Source organism: Pseudomonas sp. HD6422, from assembly GCF_025377065.1.
Classification (GTDB): domain Bacteria; phylum Pseudomonadota; class Gammaproteobacteria; order Pseudomonadales; family Pseudomonadaceae; genus Aquipseudomonas; species Aquipseudomonas putida_U.
In genome coordinates this window covers 79264-101968 of sequence record NZ_JAHWIW010000022.1, presented here as the reverse complement: position 1 = coordinate 101968, position 22705 = coordinate 79264, and the positions used below count along the sequence as shown (strand labels likewise).

The 22705-nt window shown below is 60.0% G+C and carries 24 protein-coding genes, 2 tRNA genes and 2 pseudogenes; 14 read left to right on the top strand and 14 right to left on the bottom strand.

Annotated features, from left to right (window positions below; genetic code table 11):
• Positions 1–169: 169 nt before the first annotated feature.
• The 4 genes from KY379_RS17205 to KY379_RS17190 form a co-directional block, all read right to left on the bottom strand.
• On the bottom strand, positions 170–2005 hold the full coding sequence (locus tag KY379_RS17205; RefSeq protein ID WP_261241045.1) for an SLC13 family permease: 1836 nt from the start codon (positions 2003–2005) through the stop codon (positions 170–172).
• 141 nt (positions 2006–2146) lie between these two features.
• On the bottom strand, positions 2147–2554 hold the full coding sequence (locus tag KY379_RS17200; RefSeq protein WP_133330774.1) for a glycine zipper domain-containing protein: 408 nt from the start codon (positions 2552–2554) through the stop codon (positions 2147–2149).
• Positions 2555–2604: 50 nt separating this feature from the next.
• The gene (locus tag KY379_RS17195; RefSeq protein ID WP_133330841.1) at positions 2605–2784 is read right to left on the bottom strand and encodes a hypothetical protein; all 180 of its coding nucleotides are present in this window, start codon (positions 2782–2784) and stop codon (positions 2605–2607) included.
• Positions 2785–2968: 184 nt separating this feature from the next.
• Complete coding sequence (locus tag KY379_RS17190) at positions 2969–3271, bottom strand: RcnB family protein (protein ID WP_133330772.1); 303 nt, start codon at positions 3269–3271, stop codon at positions 2969–2971.
• A 116-nt stretch (positions 3272–3387) separates the two neighbouring features.
• Between KY379_RS17190 and KY379_RS17185 the strand changes: the two genes are divergently transcribed.
• Positions 3388–3738, top strand: a complete 351-nt coding sequence (locus KY379_RS17185; protein WP_261241044.1) for a hypothetical protein — start codon at positions 3388–3390, stop codon at positions 3736–3738.
• A gap of 34 nt (positions 3739–3772) precedes the next feature.
• On the opposite strand, the gene KY379_RS17180 is transcribed toward KY379_RS17185, so the two are convergent.
• From KY379_RS17180 to KY379_RS17165, 4 genes are all read right to left on the bottom strand, one after another.
• Positions 3773–4540: an SDR family oxidoreductase gene (locus KY379_RS17180; protein ID WP_133330768.1), complete on the bottom strand. Its 768-nt coding sequence runs from the start codon at positions 4538–4540 to the stop codon at positions 3773–3775.
• A 32-nt stretch (positions 4541–4572) separates the two neighbouring features.
• Positions 4573–5640, bottom strand: coding sequence for a phosphotransferase family protein (locus KY379_RS17175; protein WP_261241043.1), 1068 nt, complete (start codon positions 5638–5640; stop codon positions 4573–4575).
• Between the two features lie 198 nt (positions 5641–5838).
• Positions 5839–6156 carry an SCP2 sterol-binding domain-containing protein gene (locus tag KY379_RS17170; protein WP_261241042.1) on the bottom strand — a complete coding sequence of 106 codons (318 nt, stop codon included), beginning with the start codon at positions 6154–6156 and terminating at the stop codon, positions 5839–5841.
• A 55-nt stretch (positions 6157–6211) separates the two neighbouring features.
• Positions 6212–6922: a histidine phosphatase family protein gene (locus tag KY379_RS17165; RefSeq protein WP_133330762.1), complete on the bottom strand. Its 711-nt coding sequence runs from the start codon at positions 6920–6922 to the stop codon at positions 6212–6214.
• A 434-nt stretch (positions 6923–7356) separates the two neighbouring features.
• Between KY379_RS17165 and KY379_RS17160 the strand changes: the two genes are divergently transcribed.
• The 8 genes from KY379_RS17160 (at position 7357) to KY379_RS17125 (ending at position 14906) form a co-directional block, all read left to right on the top strand.
• Positions 7357–8649 carry a tyrosine-type recombinase/integrase gene (locus KY379_RS17160; RefSeq protein WP_123109277.1) on the top strand — a complete coding sequence of 431 codons (1293 nt, stop codon included), beginning with the start codon at positions 7357–7359 and terminating at the stop codon, positions 8647–8649.
• Positions 8650–8829: 180 nt separating this feature from the next.
• The gene (locus KY379_RS17155) at positions 8830–9480 is read left to right on the top strand and encodes a hypothetical protein (protein WP_102885674.1); all 651 of its coding nucleotides are present in this window, start codon (positions 8830–8832) and stop codon (positions 9478–9480) included.
• Positions 9481–9554: 74 nt separating this feature from the next.
• Positions 9555–10082, top strand: a complete 528-nt coding sequence (locus tag KY379_RS17150; RefSeq protein ID WP_261241041.1) for a hypothetical protein — start codon at positions 9555–9557, stop codon at positions 10080–10082.
• Positions 10083–10862: 780 nt separating this feature from the next.
• Positions 10863–11264, top strand: a complete 402-nt coding sequence (locus tag KY379_RS17145) for a DUF6971 family protein (protein WP_102885671.1) — start codon at positions 10863–10865, stop codon at positions 11262–11264.
• Positions 11265–11318: 54 nt separating this feature from the next.
• On the top strand, positions 11319–12320 hold the full coding sequence (locus tag KY379_RS17140; protein WP_054903676.1) for a hypothetical protein: 1002 nt from the start codon (positions 11319–11321) through the stop codon (positions 12318–12320).
• 215 nt (positions 12321–12535) lie between these two features.
• Complete coding sequence (locus tag KY379_RS17135) at positions 12536–13009, top strand: Rha family transcriptional regulator (protein WP_054903677.1); 474 nt, start codon at positions 12536–12538, stop codon at positions 13007–13009.
• 644 nt (positions 13010–13653) lie between these two features.
• On the top strand, positions 13654–14679 hold the full coding sequence (gene sohB / locus KY379_RS17130; protein ID WP_196172342.1) for a protease SohB: 1026 nt from the start codon (positions 13654–13656) through the stop codon (positions 14677–14679).
• 153 nt (positions 14680–14832) lie between these two features.
• Positions 14833–14906: transfer RNA gene (locus tag KY379_RS17125), tRNA-Cys, on the top strand.
• Between the two features lie 135 nt (positions 14907–15041).
• Here KY379_RS17125 and KY379_RS27435 read toward each other — a convergent pair.
• Positions 15042–15485, bottom strand: a pseudogene (locus tag KY379_RS27435) (methyl-accepting chemotaxis protein); the annotation flags it as partial.
• Positions 15486–15587: 102 nt separating this feature from the next.
• Positions 15588–16286 (bottom strand): annotated as a pseudogene (locus tag KY379_RS27430) (PAS domain-containing protein); the annotation flags it as partial.
• A gap of 318 nt (positions 16287–16604) precedes the next feature.
• Here KY379_RS27430 and KY379_RS17115 point away from each other — a divergent pair.
• Complete coding sequence (locus tag KY379_RS17115) at positions 16605–17036, top strand: RcnB family protein (RefSeq protein WP_261241038.1); 432 nt, start codon at positions 16605–16607, stop codon at positions 17034–17036.
• A 57-nt stretch (positions 17037–17093) separates the two neighbouring features.
• On the opposite strand, the gene KY379_RS17110 is transcribed toward KY379_RS17115, so the two are convergent.
• Positions 17094–17696, bottom strand: a complete 603-nt coding sequence (locus tag KY379_RS17110; protein WP_261241036.1) for a hypothetical protein — start codon at positions 17694–17696, stop codon at positions 17094–17096.
• A gap of 413 nt (positions 17697–18109) precedes the next feature.
• Between KY379_RS17110 and KY379_RS17105 the strand changes: the two genes are divergently transcribed.
• Positions 18110–18298 (top strand): hypothetical protein, encoded by a 189-nt coding sequence (locus KY379_RS17105; protein ID WP_133330652.1) that lies wholly within the window; start codon positions 18110–18112, stop codon positions 18296–18298.
• A gap of 1 nt (position 18299) precedes the next feature.
• Here the strand turns inward: KY379_RS17105 and KY379_RS17100 are convergent, their stop codons facing one another.
• From KY379_RS17100 to KY379_RS17090, 3 genes are all read right to left on the bottom strand, one after another.
• Complete coding sequence (locus KY379_RS17100) at positions 18300–18713, bottom strand: DoxX family protein (RefSeq protein ID WP_133330650.1); 414 nt, start codon at positions 18711–18713, stop codon at positions 18300–18302.
• A gap of 106 nt (positions 18714–18819) precedes the next feature.
• Positions 18820–19161, bottom strand: coding sequence for a hypothetical protein (locus KY379_RS17095; protein ID WP_230385396.1), 342 nt, complete (start codon positions 19159–19161; stop codon positions 18820–18822).
• A 180-nt stretch (positions 19162–19341) separates the two neighbouring features.
• A tRNA-Leu gene (locus KY379_RS17090) sits at positions 19342–19426 on the bottom strand.
• Positions 19427–19734: 308 nt separating this feature from the next.
• On the opposite strand from KY379_RS17090, the gene KY379_RS17085 reads away from it, so the two are divergent.
• The 3 genes from KY379_RS17085 (at position 19735) to KY379_RS17075 (ending at position 22699) form a co-directional block, all read left to right on the top strand.
• Complete coding sequence (locus tag KY379_RS17085; RefSeq protein ID WP_196172417.1) at positions 19735–20019, top strand: hypothetical protein; 285 nt, start codon at positions 19735–19737, stop codon at positions 20017–20019.
• 77 nt (positions 20020–20096) lie between these two features.
• Positions 20097–21242, top strand: a complete 1146-nt coding sequence (locus tag KY379_RS17080) for a two-component system sensor histidine kinase NtrB (RefSeq protein WP_261241033.1) — start codon at positions 20097–20099, stop codon at positions 21240–21242.
• An 11-nt stretch (positions 21243–21253) separates the two neighbouring features.
• Positions 21254–22699 (top strand): ATPase domain-containing protein, encoded by a 1446-nt coding sequence (locus KY379_RS17075; protein WP_261241032.1) that lies wholly within the window; start codon positions 21254–21256, stop codon positions 22697–22699.
• Positions 22700–22705 lie beyond the last annotated feature (6 nt).

Genomic DNA, 22705 nt, shown 5'->3' with positions numbered 1-22705 from the left:
CCCCGGCTCGGCGCCCCTGCGGCGCCCGTCCTGTTCCCGCCCCGGCGCCGCCCGCCTCCGTGGGGGGGGGGGGGGGGGGGCCCCCCCCGCCCCCCGCCCCCCCCCCCCCCCCCCCCCCCCCCCCCCCCCCCCCCCCCCCCCCCCCCCCCCACACCTCTCAAGCGAACCCCTAAAACCCAAACAACCAAGGCACCATCAGCACAGTCACCACCATCACCAGAACCGTGAATGGCACGCCGACCTTGATGAAGTCAGCGAAGCGGTATTGCCCGGGTCCGAGCACCAGGGTATTCACCGGCGACGAGACCGGCGTCATGAACGCGGCCGAAGCTGCCAAGGCCACGGTCATGGCGAACGGATACGGTGACATGCCCAGCTGTGCGGCGGTGCCGACGGCCACCGGTGCCATCAGCACCGCCGTGGCCGTATTGGAGATGAACAGCCCGATCAGTGCAGTGACCGCGAACAGGCAGGCCAGGATCGCCACCGGCCCGGCGCCGCCCAGCACGCTCACCAGGCCACTCACCGCCAGGTCGATGCCGCCGGTTTTCTGTAGCGCCTGGGCGAAGGGCAGCATGCCGACGATCAGGACCAGGCTCTGCCAGTGGATGGCGCGATAGGCGCTGTTCATGTCGATGCAGCGGCCAGCGCCCATCAGCAGACAGCCGATCAGGGCCGCGAGTACGTTGGGTATCACACCGCTGACCATCAGACCGACCATCACCGCCAGGCTGATCAGGGCATAGGGTGCGCGTTCCCGAGCGGGGGCGACCTGGTCGATTTCCGCTGGCATGCTCAACACCAGGAAGTCGTAGGGGCGGCTTTGCAACTGACGGATGGCTTTCCAGGGACCGACCACCAGCAAGGTGTCGCCCAGGCGCAGTTTTTCCTCCAGCAACTGCGCCTCGATGGCCGACTGCTCCCGGCGCAGGCCCACCACGTTGAGGTCGAAGCGGGTGCGGAAGGTCAGCTCCAGGACGCTCTTGCCGATGCATTGCGAGCCGGGAGGCAGCGAGACTTCAGCCATGCCCAGGTCCTGCGACTGGTCGATGAAGTAGGCCGCCTTGAAGCGCAGCGGTTCGAGCTGCATGGTCTGGCACAAAGTGCGCAGGTCGTCCCCGTCGCGCGGCCCGAACAGATCGAGCAGCAGGACATCGCCAGGGTGCAGCACCGTGCTCGAGTCGGCGGTCATGACACGGGTGGTGAACTTGTGCTGACGCTCGATACCGATCACGTTGGCGCCGTGCCGGGTACGCAGTTGCAGTTCGCCCAGGGTGTGGCCGATCAGCGGCGAGTGCGGGCGGATGCGCAGGCGTCGCTCACGACCGCTGAGCTTGTAGTCGAGCACCAGGTCAAGCAAGGTGCGTCGGGTTTCCACGCGACCGTCCTTGCGCGCCTCGCCCTTGAGCCAGTTGCGTGTGAGCAGCATGTAGCCGACACCGAGCGCCAGCACCACCAGGCCGAAGGGGGTGAAACTGAAAAACTGGAAGCCAACCTCGCCACTGCGTACCAGTTCACTGTGGACCACCACGTTTGGTGGCGTGGCCACCAGGCTGAGCATGCCGCTGATCAGGCCAGCGAAGGCCAGTGGCATCATCAGGCGGCTGGGTGAGATGTGCAGGCGGGCGGCAATGCTCAGCACCACGGGAATGAAGATCGCCACTACGCCGGTGGAACTCATGATCGAGCCCAGGCCTGCTACAGATACCATCAGCAGCACCAGCAGGCGCGCTTCGCTGTTGCCGGCCCGTTCGCTCATCCATTCACCGATGCGGTAAGCGATGCCGGTGCGCACCAGGCCTTCACCAATCACGAACAGCGCCGCGATGAGCACCACGTTGGGATCGGCGAAACCTGCCAAGGCCTGTTCGACGGTGAGGATGCCCGACAAGGGCAGGGTGAGGATGACCAGCAGTGCGACCACGTCCATGCGTGGGCGATTGATGATGAAGAGGATGACGACGATGGCCAGCAGGCCGAGGACCCAGAGCAGCTCATGGTTCATGGGGAGAGGGTGTTCCTTCACTCAAGGGGCACGATAGACAGTAGCAGTCAGTGTGCCAGCCTGCGGTGAAGGGATTATTGACATGTTGCAGGAATTGCCCGCAAGGGGCAGGCCAGGGGCAGGCGCCCTGGCCGCGACGGATCAGTGACGGTGACGGCGGTGCTTGTGCTTGTAATGGTGGCTGCTGCTGCGGTTGTTGTCGCCGACATGGTTGCCCAGTGCACCACCGGCCGCGCCGCCCAGACCGGCACCGATGGTCGAGCCGGTCGAGCCTCCGACCGCGCCGCCCAGCAGCGAGCCGCCGGCCGAACCCAGGCCGCCGCCGATCGCCGCTTCGGTGCGGTTCCCTTTGCGTGCGCCCACGGCACTGCCGGCTGCGCCGCCCAGGCCTGCGCCAATGGCGGCGCCGGTCTTGCCGCCCATCGATTGGCCGACGATATTGCCCAAGGCTCCCCCCAGGCCACCGCCGATGGCGGCGGTACCGTCACCGGCGAAAGCGCCTTGGCACAGCAGCAGGCCGAGGGCGAGGGAAGGCAAAGTCAGACGCATGATATGAACCTCAGAGGAATCATCGGGTGAAATAGGGTTGAAAGGACGCTTCAGCGGTAATAACGGTCACGGTATTGACGGTCATCGTCATCGCGGTCATGGCGGCGATGGTGGTGGCGGTCACCGCGGTCGTGGTCACGCCAGCCATCGTCGTCGCGGTAGTGATGGTGATAGCACCCGGCGCTGAGCAGGATGGCGGCGAGCAGGGAAAGACTGGCAATGCGCTTGATCACGATATAGGTCCTTGATCCGCAAAGGTTTACGGGACACCCACTATGACTGGCAACGATCCATTTGGTTTCCTTGACGCACAATATTTTCAGGCGCCAGCGATGAGCGGCGCCTGTCGACAAGGGGGATTGGCTGGGGACGAGACTGCTGGCCGGGCCGCTGCGTAGAGCGGCCCGGGGTATTTCAGGAGGCGGGATGGATGGCCAGGATGACGCCGTTGGTGATCTGCACCAGCACGTAGTGGTCGCCCATGCGTACCCAGTGGCTCTCTTTTTCAGGTTCAGGCAGGCCCTTGGCCTTCCAATCGCGGATGGTCTGGTCGTCGCGCTTGTACTGGTCGGGGGCCTTGTCACCGACCTTCACTTCGCGGTTATGGGTTTCCGGGCCCTGCATGCTTTCCTCGGCCGAGGGCGCCGCCGAGGCGGTCATGGGCAACAGGGGCAGGCCGGCGAAGAGCAGGGCGCAGGTCAGGGGAAGCAGTCGCATGGCAGTTCCTTGTGCAGTGATAGGTCTTTATTGCGACAGCGCCAGGCCCATGACAATTCACTCCAATCACCAGGCAGTGCTAGAGTCGCGTTCTTTTTTCCTAGCGAGGGTGGAACATGCGAGCGATCGTGCCGATGGCCGTAGTACTGATGCTGGCCGGTTGTGCTTCAGCGACCATGGAGACCGCGCGTGGCGGCAAGCCGACAGCCCAGCTCGACTCGCAGAAAGCGCCGCAACTGGTTGCCCAGTGCATCCAGTACAGCTGGCAGGATGAGGTGCGTTTCGGCATCGACGCCAGCGGCTACCTCGAGCCGCGCGCCCAAGGCGGGCTGACGGTGTACACCCGTGGCGCCGAGTCGTTCGTCGATGTCTACCCGCAGGCGGGCGGCACCCACGTCGACTACTACGCCAAGCAGAACGACGGCGTGGCCCTGCAGCGTCGTGCCGCCGCGGCGACCTGCCTGTAGCCCGGGGCAGCGTCGCCATGGCTGAGCGGTCTGCTCAGGACAGGTAGCCACCGTCGACGTTGAGCGCGGTACCGGTGGTATAGCTGGACGCTTCGCTGGCCAGGTACAGCACGGCGCCGGCCATTTCTTCGGGCGCCGCCACGCGCTTGAGTGGGATCTGCTGAAGCGCGACGTTGAGGATGGCGTCATTCTTCACCAGGGCCGAGGCGAACTTGGTGTCGGTGAGGCCCGGCAGCAACGCATTGCAGCGGATGCCGAACGGTGCGCACTCCTTGGCGAACACCTTGGTCATGTTGATGACCGCAGCCTTGGTCACCGAGTAGATACCCTGGAAATGGCCGGGTGATACGCCGTTGATCGACGCGACGTTGATGATGCTGCCACCACCGTGCTCGCGCATCAGCTTGCCGGCTTCCACCGACATGAAGAAGTAACCGCGGATGTTGACGTCCACGGTTTTCTGGAAGGCCCCTGGGTCGGTGTCCAGCACGTTGCAGAATTGCGGATTGGTGGCGGCATTGTTGACCAGGATATCCAGGCGTCCGAACTGTTCCCGGATGCTGGCGAACACCTGTTGGATCTGCTCCAGCTCGCCGATGTGACAGGCGACTGCGGTGGCTTTGCCGCCAGCGGCGATGATCGCGTCGGCGACCTGTTGGCAGCCTTCGAGCTTGCGGCTGGACACGATCACATGGGCGCCCTGCTGGGCCAACAGGTGCGCGATGGCTTCGCCGATGCCACGGCTGGCGCCGGAAACGAAGGCGATCTTGCCGTCGAGGTCGAACAGGTGGGTCTTGGGCATGGGGTGTTCCTTGTCGGTCGTCGGGGCGGATGTCAGAGCGCGGACTTGTCGATGACCTGCAGGGTCATCTGCTCGAGCAAGCGGTTCATATGAATGAACTGGGCGAAGCGCTTGTCCTGGGTCTGGCCGTGGTAGTAGCGGTAGTAGATCTGCTGAACGATCCCCGCCAGGCGGAACAGGCCGTAGCAATAGTAGTAGTCGAAGTTGTCCAGGCGAATGCCGGCGCGCTCAGCGTAATGATCGACGAACTGCCGGCGCGTCAACATGCCCGGCGCGTTGCTGGGCTGGCGGCGCATCTGCTGCACGGCGGGCGGGTCGGTTGCCTCGATCCAGTAGGCCAGGCTGTTGCCCAGATCCATCAGCGGGTCGCCGAGAGTGGCCATTTCCCAGTCCATCACCCCGATGATGCGCATGGGGTTGTCGGCGTCGAGGATGACGTTGTCGAAGCGGTAGTCGTTGTGCACGATACCTGGGCGCGGGTGGTCGGCCGGCATCTTTTCACGCAGCCAAACCATCACCTGCTCCCAGGCTGGTGCATCCGGCGTCCGGGCCTTGCCGTAGCGGCTGCTCCAGCCCTCGATCTGGCGCTGCACATAGCCTTCAGGCTTGCCCAGGTCGGCCAGGCCGCACGCCTGGTAATCGACCTGGTGCAGTTGCACCAGACGCTCGATGAAGCTCTTGCACAGTCGTTCGGTGCGTGGTGCATCGAGGCCGAGTTCGCTGGGGATGTCCGAACGCAGGATCACGCCCTTGACCCGCTCCATGACATAGAACTCACTGCCGATCAGCGTGGAGTCGGTGCAATGCACATAGGCTTTTGGGCAGTAGGGGAAGCCGCTGTTGAGCTGGTTGAGGATGCGATACTCCCGGCCCATGTCGTGGGCGGACTTGGCCTTTTCGCCGAAAGGCGGACGGCGCAACACGAACTCACGGCCAGGGTAGCTCACCAGATAGGTCAGGTTGGAGGCGCCACCTGGAAACTGGCTGATGCCCGGCGAGCCCTCGAGCCCGGTGATGTTGGCCTTGAGAAAGGTGTCGATGACCTGGGCATCGAGTTCTTCGCCGGGGCGTACCTGGGTGGACGGGTCGGTGAGCGTCATGCGTTTTCCTTATTATCTGTCACGAGGACTATTGGCTAATCTAATGGCCGACCGGGGTTGGAACAAGCGTGCCAACGTTCATATAGGCGCGGGTGTTGCCGGCCGATCAACTGCCTTGATGACGCTCCCATCGGCCGCGCAAAAAAAAACCGAAGCCGCCCGGGCTTCGGTTCTCGTCTGGCTCGACAGACCCACCAATCAGGCTGGGAACAGCTCGCTCAGCTTCATCGACAGCATCATGTCGCCTTCGACACGCAGCTTGCCGCTCATGAATGCCTGCATGCCGTCGGTTTCGCCGCTGACGATGCCTTTGAGGGTTTCGCTGTCCATCACCAGGGTGCAGTTGGCATCCGGGTTTTCGCCCTCCTGCAGGTCGCAGGTGCCGTCCTTGACGATCAGCGCGTATTGCTTGTCTTCGTCGGTCACATTGAAGCCGAACACCAGGTCCAGGCCGGCGGCAGCGGATGGGTTGAACTTCTCTTGCATATTTTTAACGGCATCAGCTACGGAGGTCATGGTGCATTCCTTATAGAGTGATTTTCACGTCCCCGAGAGGACTCAACAGGCCGGGTCATCGATAGGTGATGAGCTCCGGCGCCTTCAACAGCTGCACATGGGCCTGGCTGTTGAAGGTGGCCAGGGACACGTCGCGGCCACGGAACTTCAATTGGCTGAGCGACGTGTTGATGATCTGCCAGTTCAGCGCGAAGGCTTGGCTGGGGGTGATGCGGGTGACCAGGTGGAGCAGGGCGGCGATGGTGCCGCCAGAGGTGAAGATGGCGATGTTGTCGCCGCTGGCGGCTTGGTCCAGCACCCGCTGCAGGCCGGCTTCGACCCGGCCGGTGAAGGCCTCCCAGGATTCCAGACCCTCGCTGTGATGCTGGCCGTCGTGCCAGCGTTGCACCATCAGCGCGAACAGGCGCTGAAATTCGCTGCGGTGTTGCGCGCCGTTGCGCAGGATGTGCAGCGCGTTCGGCTCGTCCACCAGCAGGCCCGGCGCTAGAGCGCGCACCACGCCGTCGGCGTCGAACTCATTGAAGGCCGGGTCGGTCTCAATGACCGGGGCCGGGCAACCGTCGGCCTGCATCGCCTGAAGTGCGAGGCGGGCGGTGTCTTGCTGACGCCGCAGGCTGCCGGCCAGGCAACGATCCAGGCGAACCCCCAGCTGTGCCAGGTATTGGCCCAGGGCGTGGCTCTGGCGCGCTCCAGTGGCCGACAGGACATCGTAGTCCTCGGCACCGAATGAGGCTTGGCCATGGCGGATCAGGTACAGGTTGCCCACGAAAGTGTCCGGCGCAGTAAGGTTGTTGCGAGGTTAGGATGCGCCAACCAGGCTGTCAACGAAAAAACATACAAGCGTTTGAAAAGCTTGTTTGAACTGTGTTGCCAGCGTTTGCGCCGGCTGGCAGCGTCACAGGCGCACCGGTATGCTTGCAACAGTTTCGCGCCGTTCAGGCGCAGGTCTATCAAGGAGTCAACGTGGAGTTTCTTGCCAACTGTCCTTGATCTCGGGTAAAGCCAAGCAACACGGGGCTTCCACCCAAAATGACCATCCTCACCGTTGAATCCAGTGTCACAAATCGTCCCAACGTGTCACAAATCGCAGTGCCCTACGTCTACCGTAGAGCCTCGGGTCGGTATCACCTTCGGGTCCGCCTCAAGGGCTGCCACGACTCCTGTACGATCTCGCTCAAGACCACTAATCGACCTGCTGCCATGACTACCGCAAAGCACCTCCTTCAGACCCTCAAGGCTTTTCACCTCGATAAGCCTGACGCAACGTGGGAGGAACTACGGAACAACCTTCGGTTCATCGCTGAGGAAGCGTTAGGCAATCCTCAGGGTGATGCCTACGGGCTGGTACTGGATGAGGTCTCTGAGAACCTCGCTGAGATTGCCGAAACGATGCCCCTGGGGTTAGCTCAGGCGCAGACCGTTCTAATGGCTCAAAGAGTCCTTGCGGCTGCTCAAGGCAGGCACAGTGGGGACCTGAGAGGGCTGGTCGAGCTGCTCAATGGGGACCTGAAGGGGTCTATAGGTAGCATCAATCAGAGTGGCTGTATTGATAGTGACGAGCTTGTGCCTGTCCCTATCTGTAAGTCGCTCTCTAAGGGCACCTCAGCGACCTCTTTCAGCGGCCTCTACGAAGCCTTCAAGGCAGAGCGGGGCGGTGATCTGTCGGCCAACACCCTGAAGAACTGGGAGAGTTGCACCAAGACCATCGTCGGGCACCTCAGGGATGCCGATATGGCCAAGCACTCAAGGGCGACCTTTGTGGGGCTCCGTGACGCTCTCTTGGCTGATGGTCGCAAGCCATCATCTGTTAACAAGATCATGACTCATGCTTCCTCTGTCATTGGCTGGGCTGTGGCCACCGGTCTCATTGACCGTGACTACTCCAAGAAGCTGGCCATTGCCAAAGGTGCCGAGAGCGCCCGTGAGGCGTTCACTGAGGACCACCTTAAGGCTCTACAGGTCTGGGCTGTGGGCAACCTCGGTGAAGACTGGAAAGCATCAGCCATTGCCCTTGGGGTTGCCACTGGGGCACGCATTGGGGAGATTCATCAGCTCACCGGCAGCGATATCTACAAGGTCGAGGGCCAGGGTACTGGCGATGGTCAGTGGGTCATGGACATCAACGACAAGGAAGGGAAGACCCTGAAGAACTCTTTCAGCCGTCGCATCGTTCCCTTGCTGGGCATCCCTGAGGACCACCTTGAGAAGCTCTCGCAGACCCAAGGGCGGTTGTTCACTCAGTCCAAGAGTGGATTTGATCAGCTCATCAATCAGATGATCCGCGATGTATTGGGCACCAAGACCGGGGAAGGGCTGTCGTTTCACTCGCTTAGGCACTCGATGGCGTCTGACCTCAAGGCCGCTGGCGTGTCCGTGGGTATCGCTCAGGCTATCTTAGGGCATAGCTCCGGATCGCTTGCGTTCGATGTCTACGGGGGCAATGCGGCTGCTTCGAGGGGCCTTATGGTAGGGGCGCTGAGGATGGTTCGATAACGGGGCGCGTCTCAGGGAACATCACTTACGACCTTTACGCGAGGTCTCAGAGGGTTCTTGTGGGCGCTCCATGAGGCTTTGGTGCAAGCTTTTGGGGTATAAACAGTAGGAGCAGTGGGGGGGGATGTCATTGCCTTGCCCACCCTCAACCCATTTCAAAATAATGAGTGACACAATCACATGATGCGCCTCCTGCAAATCGCTGTTCTGGGAAGTCTCTACACGAATGCGATGGCTGAGACATTAGAAAGTCAGATGAACAACCTTCAAAGTCGAGTCCAGACGGTTGAGCAGCGCAATGCGGCGGCACTTCGAGACATACGTGACAACGTGATAGTAAGGTACAGAGATTCGATAAAGATCGACAGTATCACAACTGATGTGGCAGAGGTCTACGAGAGGACGGCAAAAATATCCATCCGAGTGTATTGGCACGTTGAGGGCGCAGATATGGATGAGATCGAAAGCGTGTTGAGTAAGTACTTTGCCACATCAACGGGAATAGACAAAGAAGCTTTATTTGCCAGAGTTGACCAATGCAATCACAATGAATTCTGCGCAATAAATAAAAGCCTAAGCAAATACATGAAAGGAACCGCCGTGGGCATAGATGCATCCTTTCTTGGCGATTGGCAACCTTCAATCCTTATGGATGGCTGGGGAACATTCCCTAAAGGAGGTTCTATGACTTACAGCTTTACTGTGGCCAAGAAAAAAATCAAAGGGGACCCTAAACCCATTGTCAAAGCTCAAATATATGACGTGATTCCTTGTGACCCTTCAACTGGCTGCACAGCTAAGAAATACGACCGTCGGAAGGTCTCTAAATAAACGCCCATCTGTTCGTGTCGCAAAACCCCTCACTATGGCTGCACGCTCGCAGCGGCCATTTGAGGACCACTTCCATGACCAATTACGACCCAGCCCGGCACGAGGCAATCACCACCGCTGCACTCTCCGTTCCCAAGCGTGGCCGGGGCCGCCCCACCAAGATCATCACCAACTTGTTCTACGGCTTCATCGGGCCGACAACCGACTACGGTCAATATCCCCACTTCGCAATGGACATCCTTGAGGACATCGCAAGGCTCGACTGGCATGACCGCCCAATCGGCGCTGGTGGCTCGTCCAAACCTCTGTCCGTGAAACGTCTTGTTGCCATCCTTGCAGAACTTGAAGTCGTCTCAGCGGCCAACGTTATGGCTCAATACCGGCTGGGTCTCCGACAAGCGCAGCGGTATGTGAAGGCCATCGAACTGGCAATGCCGTACCTGCTCAAGAGTCGCCCCGATGAGCTGATCCATGAGATGCGCTATGGCTTCCTGAAGACCAGTCGAGTCAACGAGTGGGAAGACCCAGGCGAACCGCCAAGTCCTGAAGTCCTCGCCAAGCTGCATCACGACCTGAGAACGCTGGGCGCTGAGGCTGCCTGAATAAATGCCGCATACTTAAAAGAAACTCAACGAGACCCAGTGATCAACGGAATCGACCAGCTCATCGAGTAGACCCAGAGGGAGAGGGGTAATTGTTATTACACCCCTCATCTTTCATTCACCGAAAAGGGCATCTTATAGAACATCGCAAAGGAGACCTGCCAACATGACCAGTATCACCTGTCCAGCTAACTCACGACTCACCGAGCAGGACATAAGCACATTGTCCATGGTCTTCCCTCGACCTGCTCGAATCCAGCTCATCGAGTTACGTCGAATCCTCAATGACCACCGTTCAAACTTCAGAACCTATAAGGATGGACAGGTCACTTTTAACATGGATGGTCTGGCCCAACGGGTCCTCGCTAAGTGTCCCGCCAAGACGCTTGACCGCTTGAATCAGCTACTTGAACAAGGGCTGTGTCTTCAAGCAATCGCCTCGACCCACTTGAGGATTCCATTGGGTGGCTCAGAGGGGATCTCACTCACATTTTAAAGGCGTTCGTCAAGACTGTCGTTAAAAACCCTCACTATGGGTAAGACAGGAAGACCAACAACAAAATAATTTCCCTCCGTCCTCGCTAACAGCCGTCGCCACGGTTGATCTATCCGATGTCCTTCAGGCCCGCCATGTCCTGATCCGTCATCAACACCACTCAAATCAAGAACTCATTCGTCAGCCTTGGAAGGTGCCACGCGGCTCTCTCCTTGCCGTCTTGTCGTGCGCGTCTATGGCGCCAAGGCTGAGCGAATGGGTCACCTCACAGGAGAACCCAAACCATGAAAATCACTATCACGAAAGTCCTGAAGAACGAAGTCACCGTGTCGGGCCAGACCCTGAGCCGTGAGTACGTCGAGAACATCATGTTGCCCATGCTGGTCGCCCAGTGCGGGACCGTTAAGGGCCAGCAATTCGAGATCGTTAAGGCGTTCGATGAGGCCGGTCTGTCGCTCCAAGCGATTCCCGTAGTTGCCCGAGAGTACCGCCAGCATCAGTACGAGGACGCTCAAGAGAAGGCCCGTAAACAGGCTGAGGCCAATGCCCATGCTGAGCGGTGCCGTGAGCATACGCCCCGAGAGATCGCCCAAGCGAAGGCTGATCGGGAAGCCCGAAACGCTGCCATTCGTGAGCATGGTCAGAAAATTCTGGCTGCTCGTCGTAGCAATAGCGGTGGCTGGTAACAGCACTTCCCTCGACACACACACTTCATTCATCTATTCAGGAGAATCATTCCCATGAAACAACCATTCCAGTACGCCAAGCCATCGACCTACACCACCGCCATCACCGATGAGCACACTGGGTCGATTCGATTCAACACCGCCGATGTTCGACCTGAGACCCAAGCGGCCACCGATGTGTCCGTCTATGTAGAGGCCCTCGTGGAAGCCGCTGAGGACTACTTGAACGGCGATGAGTGGCGAGAGGCTGCCATGGAGGCAACCCCTTGCGAGTTCCGTCCGGCTGGCTCTGAGGCCACTGGGCAACAAATCATCACCATGGCCGACCGCTCTGTCACCTTCGACCCTCGTAAGAACTGGGATAACCAGACCGTCGAGAAGGGCGAGGTCCTGGCCGGTTCTGTGATCTTCACCGAGGCGACCGACAAGGCATTGGTCATCAGCCACCGAGCTACGATCTTTGACCACAACCTGATGGCAGGCTTCACCGTCCAGTCTATGGAGCAAACCGCTGACAAGATGCTTCGTGACATTGAGCACAGCGCAGCCGGTAAGGTCGCTGCCATCTTGGCGACTGCCCCAAGCACTGAGAGCGTCTCTGAGGCCAAACCAACGGGTAAGCCTGCTGAGATCGCTGAGGACCTCATCGACATCCTCACGACCCACGTTAACCAGACTGTAGGGACCTCGCTGAGCGACTTCGTGATCCTGCTGCCCGTGTCACTGGTGGCTGTTCTTGAGCGTGCTGCTCAACGTGCTGGTCAGGACTCTATCGAGGACCTCATTGGCGCAGGCGTACAGCCGTATACAGGCACTGACCACGGCGTCTTCATGTTGCCCAAGCTTTTCACCTCGCTGAGCTACCGTGAGCGCCAAGACGGTAGCATCTGGAAGATTGAAGCGACTCGCAACCCAAACGCCCAAGGCTGGGACCTTGAGATCGTGGCTGTGGTGGACATCATCGCCAATGGCATGGTCAAGGTAGCTCTGACCGAGGATCGTCTTCAGACCGTTCAAGTGCCGTTCCCGCTGGTCACTCGCATTGCCCTGAGCTGATCTAAGGGAAACCCTGATAGCCCCGTAAGGCCGGACCTAAAGAGGGACCGGCAGGGGCACAGCTTCACCTATCCGCATCATCGCCCGTCGCTGGGCATCTATCTAACCGAAAGTCTTTCTGTTTGTTCCTTCATGCCACCGGCAGAACCCTTGGTCGGGTCTTTCGGCTGCCGGTGGGAGCGAACTTGAGGGAGCAAACAAGAGGAAAACAGACTATGACCATGACCACCAATACAGCGACCATCTTCGAGAACATCTCCAAGGCCGGAGCGGTATCCTCAACGACTCTCAACGGCTTACCCGGTATGTCGTCCTTGGAGATCGCTGAGATCACCGGTAAGCGCCATGACCATGTACTCAGAGACATCCGAAAGATGCTCAACGAGCTGGAAAGGGAGACCCCAAATCTGGGGGCACCTCAATGGGTCGAGGCCAGCTACCAGTCCAGTCAAAGCAAGTTATTACCGCTGACCATTCTCGACAAAGAGCTGACCTTTACGCTGCTCTCCCGGTATTCCTTCAAGCTGTCCAACATGATCGTCAAGCGCTGGCTTGAACTGGAAGGCTCAGGGTTTGAACGTGTGTCGATACAGGCTGCTGTGGTTCACCTGCTCGAACGAGAGAAGGACAACTATCGAATCGCAATGAGGGACATCAAGGCCGCTGCAAGGCGTCTCAAGGCCCGCTGAGGTCGTTGATTGATACTTCCTCAAACGAAGCGTGACGGGCTATGCTCAATAGCTAAGTTGCCCACAAAAAGGTCCCGCGATGAGTGTCACACTGTGCTACACCTACAAGGGCAAACGGGTAGTCACTAAGGTGCCTGTCGAGTCTCTGACACCACATGCGGCGCTATGCTATGCCTTGCTTCAATCAGGCGCTTCTAATGACCAATCTCAAGGGAGTTGGCCGCATACCTATGAGCGCCTCCTTGAGGTAGCCCTGCAACAAGAACTCACAGACGTTCGCTTTCACAAGTCACTCTAACCCTTCAAGGAGAACCCCATGGACCACCTACAGGCCCTCTACTGGGTCTGTCTGGCCGTTCAACTGGGGTTCTGGTTGTGGTCGCATAGACCCTCTTGAGAATCTGACAGAAAAATCTGAAAAGTCACCATTACAAGACTTCCGCGCAGGCTCCCCCGTAGGCCCTCGCATAGGTGCCCGTGGGCGCGATAGGGACCCCTCACGGGCAGGTGATAAGGACCCAGAAGAAAGCCCGAAAGGTGCGCCGCTGAGCCTGCCTCAAGTGCTTCGGAATGTCACAAGACCGTACCAAAGTGTCACAAGCCATGGTAGCGTAGCCCTTTAATTCCGGGCATTGAGGACTACTGTGGAGTTTCTTGCCGAATACGCAAGCTTTCTGGCCAAAACCGCCACCCTGGTGATCGCCATCCTGCTGGTGCTCTCCGCCATCGCCGGCATGCGTGGCAAAGGCCGGCGCAAGCCGGGCGGCCAGTTGCAGGTCACCCGCCTCAACGAGTTCTACAAGGAGCTGCGCGAGCGCCTGGAGTCGGGCCTGCTCGACAAGCCCCAGCTCAAAGCCCTGCGCAAACAGCAGGCCAAAGCGGAAAAACAGCAGAAGAAAGGCAAGGGCAAGGGCGAGGAGAAGGCCCGGGTGTTCGTGCTCGACTTCGACGGCGACATCAAGGCCTCGGCCACCGAGAGCCTGCGCAACGAAATCACTGCGCTGCTGACTTTGGCCACTCCGCGCGACGAAGTGGTGCTGCGCCTGGAGAGCGGCGGCGGTCTGGTGCACAGCTACGGCCTGGCCGCTTCGCAACTGGCGCGTATCCGCCAGGCCGGTATCCCGCTGACCGTGTGCATCGACAAGGTCGCGGCCAGCGGCGGCTACATGATGGCCTGCATCGGTGAGAAAATCGTCAGCGCACCGTTCGCCGTGCTTGGCTCCATTGGCGTGGTGGCCCAGTTGCCCAACGTCAACCGCCTGCTGAAGAAGCACGACATCGACTTCGAAGTGCTGACCGCGGGCGAGTACAAGCGCACCCTCACCGTGTTCGGCGAAAACACCGAGAAGGGACGCGAGAAATTCCAGGAAGACCTCGACGTCACCCACCAGCTGTTCAAGGACTTCGTCACCCGCTATCGCCCGCAATTGCACATCGATGAAGTGGCGACCGGCGAGGTCTGGCTCGGCGTCGCGGCACTGAACCGCAAATTGGTGGACGAGCTGCGCACCAGCGACGAGTACCTCAGCGATCGTGCCCGTGAGGCCAACCTGTTCCATGTGCACTACGCCGAACGCAAGAGCCTGCAGGAGCGGATCGGTGTGGCGGCGAGCGGTACCGTGGAGAACACGCTGGTCAGCCTCTGGAGCAAATTCGGTCGCTTGCGCTAACACCTTGAACCCCTTGAAGATTTTTTTAAATCAGGGGGTTGCAAGGTTGTTCGAATGCAGACATAATGGCGCCCATCGAAACGCAGCGAACTTTGAAAAAGGTTCAGTGTTTCAAGGAGATAGCAAAGCGCAAGCCGCTATGTCCGACTTTGAGGCCGAGTAGCAAAGTGGTTATGCTCCGGATTGCAAATCCGTCTACGCCGGTTCGATTCCGACCTCGGCCTCCATATTCGAAAGCCCCGCAGATTAACGTCTGCGGGGTTTTTCTTTGCGCCCTGGAAAACCTGATCAGTTCCGCATTGATCGCGTTACCGCCCGGCAACCAGCGTACCGCCATCAACGCTGGGCCGAGCCAGTCCCGGTTAGCCGACTTGTTGAAGATCCTTGGTGACTTTCCCCACGGCAGCGACCACCTGCCGGGCTCCCGCCTGAATGCCGCTGATCGATTCCCCCGCCTGGGAGGCAAGGCGCAGGCCTTGTTCTGCGCGGTCTCGGCTGCTATCTATGTCAGTGACCGCCTGGGAGGCGAGCATCTGATTGCGAGCCACTACAGCGACGATTTCATCGGTAGCCGTACTGGTGCGCGCCGCGAGCTGTCGAACTTCATCTGCCACCACGGCGAAGCCCCTGCCTTGTTCGCCTGCGCGTGCGGCTTCAATGGCGGCATTGAGCGCCAGCAGATTGGTCTGTGAGGCGATGCCGCCGATGGTTTGAACGATCGAACTGATCAGCACCGATTGTTTGTCCAGAGCGCCGATGGTGGTGGCAGCGGATTGCATCTGCTCGCTGACCGACTCCATGGTCTCTACCGCCTGACGCACTACCGATACGCCTTGCGTAGCGTTCACATCGGTGACCTGGGAAACTTCGAGCGCTATCTGCGCCGCCCGGCGAACCTCCTCCTCGCGTTTGACTTCGTCAGTCACCACGGAGGCGAACTTGACCACGCGCACCAAGCGGCCTTCGCTATCGTTGACCGGGTTGTAGCTTGCCTCGAGCCATACTTCTGCGCCGCGACTGTCCAGGCGGCGGAAGCGGCCGCTCACGTAATGCCCGGCGTTCAGCGTCTTCCAGAACTCGTCGTAAGCGGGACTGCGGTTGAAGTCCGAATCACAGAACATCCGGTGATGCTTACCCATGACCTGCTCTCGCCGATAGCCCATGGCGTCCAGGAACTGTTCGTTGGCGTCAATGACCGTGCCGTTGAGGTCGAACTGGATGATGGCTGTGGAGCGCAATAGTGCATCCAGTAGCGCCTGGTTCTCCCGCATCAAATTGACCTGCCGGGTCACGTCCTGCCCGTAGCCGGCCACCTCCAACAGTCGGCCTTGCTCATCGCATAGCGGATGCCAGGTCAACCGCAACCAGACTTGCGGTTTGCCATTGCGCAGGTAGCGGTAATCATCGTGGACGGGCCGGCCGGCGGGGATCTCTCGGACGAAATTCTGGTAACACGGCAGCTTCGAGACATAGTCCGGCACTAGCTGGGATAGGGGCTTTCCAAGAAGCTCGGCTGGGGTTTGGCCCAGGGCGCAGGCAAAGGCTTCATTGCATTCGAGGACCCGGTAGTCGGCATCGAGCCTGACAAAAATGCCTGCTTGAGCCATCAGCTCCAGGCGTTGCTGCACACGGGCGATCTCGCGCTCGCGCTCGGCGAGTCGAACTTTGAGAGAACGATTGAACATGGGTAACCTCGGTGGGGTGCACAGCATGGTGTAATAAGAATCATGACAGGGTGGAATGTCACTTCGCCAGTACTAGACATCGGCGTGGTGGGGGCGTTCCACGACCAGGATCAGGTCGCACTGGCAACCGAGCGGGAGCGAAGCGTTCGTTGATCGGACCGCTTATCTTCGCAGTCAGCGGAACTTATCCTTCCAGCATCGTCTAGATTGCATAGGGTCCAACGTTAAAAGGAATCAGGCATGGGCAGGCGTCGGGTCGTCATCGCGGCAATCACTTCCCTTTCGTTATTGGCCGGGCCCGCGCTGGTACTGGCTGATCCGGGCAACGGGAAGGGACAGGGGCATGGCAAAGGCCAAGGGCATGCAGAGGGCCGCCAGGACAAAGGCGGACACTATGGCGGCCCTGCGATCAACCATGGCGATGTACTGGGTATCTTGAACGGTCACCGCGACTACTGGAGTCCTGGGCCGGCGCTGCCGCCGGGTATCCAGAAGAACCTGGCTCGCGGCAAGCCGCTTCCGCCGGGAATCGCCAAGAAGCTCGATGGTCGTCTACTCGGTCAGTTGCCGCACTACGATGGCTACGAATGGCGGCAGGCGGGCGTGGATCTGATACTCGTGGCGGTGGCGACGGGGATTATCTACGAGGTGCTCAACGGCGCGCTGGATTGAAGCACAAAAAAACGCGCCAGCGGCAGAGCCTGCCGCTGGCGCGTTGTTCAGTGAATCTCAGAGCTTGGAAGACGGCGCTTCGATCACGTCGGACGCCTCGGCGCTGGAGATCGCGTCTACCGCCGGGGTAGTGCCAACCGGCATCACATTCGTCAGGGTAACGGCGTACTTGCCCAGGTCGCTTTCCATGCGCTGGAAGTTCACCGCCACGTTCTCACCTCGCCAGCTCATCACCTCGGTCTGGTAGGACGCACCTGACTTCATCTTGATCCACTGCATATGCTGATCGCTCGGCTCGCCGAAGCGTTGGGTCAGCATATCCGTCACCAGGTACAGGCTGTTGGCGTTACCGCTGAATACCAGTTCGTTGACCTGGCCATCCTTGAGATTGGCGACCAGCTTGTAGCCGGGGGAAATCGGCAGGTAGGGCAGGCCGCGGACCTCGTAGCTGTCTGGGTTGGCAGTGGCGACCCGGCATAGACCTTCTGGCTTGCTGCCGTCGGTTGGGCATTCGGCGACCTGCTGGACGAAGTCGCCCTGCAGATCTACACCCAGAAAAGTGGTCGGCTCCTGTGACCAGGTACCGCGGTTCTCATCGGCCCAGGCCGCGCCAGCAACGAGCAATTGCGCAGAAATGACGAAGAGAGAAAGGGGCTTCATGGCGTCCGTCCTTGGGGAAATTGGACCAAAGTAAGGCAGGATACTCGCCTGTGAGCGGTGTTCAATGCTGCCAAAGTGCTATGTTTCGTATGGTAACAAGGTCAAGATGTCGTGTGAAGGTGGCCATTGTGCGGCAACCAATGCCGAAAAAGCGTTGCGCCAGATCAGTACGTTGCCCGCAAGCTGCCGCAGAAAAAGAAAAACCCGCCAATGAGGGCGGGTTCAAAGAACGTTCGGAGCTACTTAAGGTTAAGGCTGCTCTCAAAAAAAAGCCCACCAATGAGGTGGGCAATGACGTTTGAAGGGAGAGCTTGCAGATTACCCGGGGCAGGGTTAAGCGAGCATTAACCCAAAGTCATTGACCGCAGGCGTTCCTGTGCCTATACAGGCGGAGCCAATTTCCGGGAGCCAACATGCACGACGAAGACGACCTGCACGAACCTGAGCACGACCACCTGCTGGACCAGGAATTTCTCTACGACGATTTCGACCCCGAGGCCGATGCCCAGGGCGCCGAAGATGAGGTCGAGGAGGATGAGCAAACGCTGGATGATTTCATCGATGAGGACGAAGACCATCCAGCCTGGCTTGACGACGATTGAGTCAGCGCCCGTCGAGGGAGAACCGGCCTGGTCCACTCACTGCCAGCAACAACAGGCCGCCCATGATGCTCAGGTTTTTGAGGAACTGAGTCATGTTGGCGCTGCGCTCAGGGTCGACCATGTTCCAGAACGGGTGGCCGATCAGCGCGGTGCCTAGCACGAACAAGGCGAACAGGAACGCCAAGGGCCGGGTATAGAAGCCCAGAATGAGAACGATGGCGACGAAGAATTCCATGATCACGGCCACCGCCGCTGCCAAGGTCGGAGCAGGCGCTCCGAGTGAGCTCATGTAGCCCACCGTACCTTCGAACCCAGTGAGCTTGGCCCACCCGGAAAGCACGAACAGGATCATCAGCAGGACGCGTGCAACCAGGATGATCAGGTCACGTTGACCGTCGAACAGGGAATAGCGCATGGCGGTGTTCCAGTGAAGGGGGACAAGCTCCACTGTAGCAGCTGTATGGCCGCTCCACGGCAACGCTCAACACGGCAGCCCGGTATTCGGGCTGCCGTGTTGATGCCTAGAGTTTGTACTGGATGGTGTAGGACTCATCATCTCTAGGCTCTATGGTGATCGGTAGCCCGAACAGCTTGCCGCCACATTCGCTGATGATGCACCGGTAAACGGCTCCTTGCCTGAGCTGAGCCCACAAGCCTTCGTCATGTATCACGATGCCCACGACTCGGGTCTGTGGATCCTCTCGGACCTGAGCCACCTGATAATCGAGGTCGCAGCCGAATTCAGGAGTCGTAAAGTCGGGGTCGTAGCCAATCAGCACCCCATGTCGCTCGAGATCGTTCCGAATCCGTTCAATCACCTCATTGGCTTCTTGTTTTATCATGATCGCTACCTCACGGTTCATGCCCTCACCGAAACTTTAGCTTACCCCCATGGATTTCGTTGTTTATCGGCGGGACCCGCGAAACGAACTGCCGGCGCGCTCCATCAATCCGCCCAGCGCGGGAGAAACAGTAGAGCGGCCAGAATCAGCTAGCGTCAGATACAAGAAAGCCCAGCGTTTGCTGGGCTTTCTGCGTAGATTTGGTGCCCCGAGCCGGACTCGAACCGGCACGTCTCGCGACGGCGCATTTTAAGTGCGATGTGTCTACCAATTTCACCATCAGGGCACGACGGCAAGCTGGCGATTAGACACGAAAAGGCGGCGGAAATCAACGTATTAGGCGTTGGCAAGGCGTTGCCTACAAGGCTTGCAGCCATGCCTCTGGGCTGCTCCCGGCGAGTCGGATCATCTTGGTTGAGCGAATGAAGTGAGTCGATCTGCGCCGCTTCGCGACCCGCTGATATGCACCAATGTTATATATTTTTCGTGCACAGCGCCTATGATCAAGGGTGGAGGCCGTCTCGCTGGTGGATTGACAGGGCAATGTCAATAAGCCACTGTTACGGCTTGTATTGGATCCAAGAGTGTGAAGCCATGACCCTGGCCACGCCTCCCGTCCAACCAGGACGCATCGTTCGTCCGCGGCTGTTTTGGCGCCTGCTGTTCGCTCAGGTGGTGCTGCTGGCGGCCTTTCTCTACTTGTGCCTGATCTGCCTCGGGGGCTACCTGCTGATGCTCGCATTCGATGTCGAGTACCCTGAGACCCAACGGCTGCACGCCTTGCTCGGCGGTGGCTCGATCGCCTTGGTCGGGGCGTGGCTGCTGAAGGTGGGCATGCCGCGCCGGATCAGTCCGTCGCTGATCGAAGACGACGCGTGAACGGCCCATGCAGGCGTCACGGTTGAGCTGTCCCGCCAAACCCGTTGTCTCCCTCCCGCCGTGCCAGTGGAGTGTGTATGGTTTCAGCTGAAAGTCTCGACCAGGCGGTGATGCCGGCCGAGCGCTACGAGCAGTTGGTGCAGTCAGTGGTCGACTACGCCATCTACATGCTCGACCCCTTCGGCCGCGTGGTCTCCTGGAATGCAGGCGCCGAGCGGATCAAGGGCTATCGTGCCGACGAGGTGATCGGCAAACATTTCTCATTGTTCTTCACCCCTCAGGATATCAACGACGGACGTCCCGAAAGGCTGTTGCGCCAGGCGCTGGAAAAGGGCGTGGCGCAGGACGAAGGCTGGCGCGTGCGCAAAGACGGTACGCAGTTCTGGGCCTTGGCCGCGCTCGACGTCATACGCGACGCGCAGGGCCAGATCGTCGGTCTGGCCAAAGTCACCCGGGACATCACCGACCGCCGCGAGGCTGCCCAACAACTGGATGCAGTGCGTGCTCAGCTGTTCCAGGCACAGAAACCCGAAGCCCTGGGTCAACTGACGGGGGGCTTGGCCCATGATTTCAACAACCTGCTCACGATCATTCTCAGTTCTGCACGCCTGGCGCTGACCACGCAGGATCCCGCGCGCGCTGTGCGCATGCTCGAGCACATCATCGATGCCGGGCAGCGCGGTACCCAATTGACCCAGCAACTGCTCAGTTTCGCTCGTCACCGGCAACTGAACGTGACACGTTTAGCCCCCGCCGAACTGATCGCCTCCACCCGCGGTCTGATCGAGCATGCACTGCCCAGCACCATCGAGCTGCACCAGCACATACCCTGCGATTTGCCATTGATCGAGGTGGATGCCGGGCAGTTGCAGATGGTCCTGCTCAACCTGCTGTTCAACGCCCGCGATGCCGTCGAAGGCGAAGGGCACATCGACTTGTCGGTGAGCACCGTAACCCTGGTCGGCGAGGTCGATGGCTTGCGTGGTCAGTTCGTACGTTTCGATGTTCGCGACACGGGATCGGGAATCGACCCCGACGTGCTGCCGCGGATCTTCGAGCCGTTCTTCACCACCAAGCCCTTCGGCAAGGGTACGGGCCTTGGACTCAGCCAGGTATATGGCTTTGCCAAGCAGAGCAATGGCGCAATCAGCGTGACCAGCAGCGTGGGCGAAGGCACTTGCATGAGCCTCTACCTGCCGGCATATCCAGGCGAATCCCGGTAAAGGAAGGCATCATGGTTCAGGCACTGCAGCGGTTGACCACGGGCATAGACGGGCTCGATGCCCTGCTCAGGGGAGGCCTGGTCGCGGGCGCCTCCTATATCGTTCAGGGCCCGCCCGGCGCGGGCAAGACCATTCTCGCCAACCAACTGGCGTGCAACCACGTGCGCCAAGGCGGTCGGGTGCTGGTGGCGACCTTGCTCAGCGAATCCCATGAGCGACTGTTTCAGTACCTGGGCACGCTGGAATTCTTCGACCCTGCCCTGGTGGGTGATCCGATCCAGTTCGTCAGTGCCTTCGACACCCTCGAACAGGAGGGCCTGGATGCCGTGGTCAAGCTGCTGCGACAGGAAATCGCCCGGCAGCAGGCCAGCCTGTTGATCGTCGATGGGGTGCTCAATGCTCGGGTGCGTGCCGAAACCACCCTCGACACCAAGAAGTTCGTGTCCGAATTGCAGGGTCACGCCGCTTTCGCCGGTTGTACCGTGCTGCTGTTGACCAGCGCGCGCCTGGAGGAGGGCAGCCCTGAGCACACGATGGTCGACGGCGTGATCGAGCTCGGCGAGCAACTGGTCGGCAGCCGTGCGGTGCGCCACATCCAGTTGCGCAAGACGCGCGGCAGTGCGGCATTGTCGGGTCGTCATGAGTGCCTGATCGATGATCACGGCTTGCATGTCTACCCGCGCCTGGAGGCCCTGTACAGCCATCCCAGCCAATATGGCAGCGACAACCTGGGACGGGTCAGCAGCGGCGTGCCGACCCTCGATGCAATGCTCGAGGGTGGCCTGGCCAGGGGCTCGGTCAGCTTGATGATGGGGCCTTCAGGTGTTGGCAAGACCTCCCTGGGCCTGGCCTTTCTCGGTGCCTCCACGCCCAGTGCGCCAGGGCTGCATTTCGGCTTCTACGAAACCCCGGCACGCCTGCGGATGAAGGCAGCTTCGCTAGGCCTGGACTTTGCCGCACTGGAACGCCAGGGGGCGTTGGCGCTGTGTTGGCAGCCCACCACCGAAGGCCTGCTGGATGAGGTCGGCGCACGTCTGCTGGCGCAGGTCGATGCGCACGGCAGCAAGCGTGTGCTGATCGACAGCCTTGGCGCCTTCAGCCGCCTGGCGGTCGAGCCGGCGCGACTCAATGGCTTTTTCCGTGCGTTGGCCGGCGAGTTGCGCGCGCGCGATATCAGTGTGATGCTGACCTGGGAAATGCGTGACCTGTTCGGCTCTGAGATCAGTGCGCCGGCGCCAGACCTTTCCAGTCTGGTCGACAACCTCATGCTGATGCGCTTCGTCGAACTGGACTCGCAGTTGCGGCGCTTGCTGTCGATCCTCAAGGTGCGTGACAGCAATCACGACCCGGCGTTGCACGACCTGCAGATCGGCCCGGGCGGTATCGCCCTGAGCCGTGCATTCGAAGGTGCCTGCGGCGTGCTTTCAGGAACCCCGGTACCGCAGGACGGCGGTTGAAGGTTC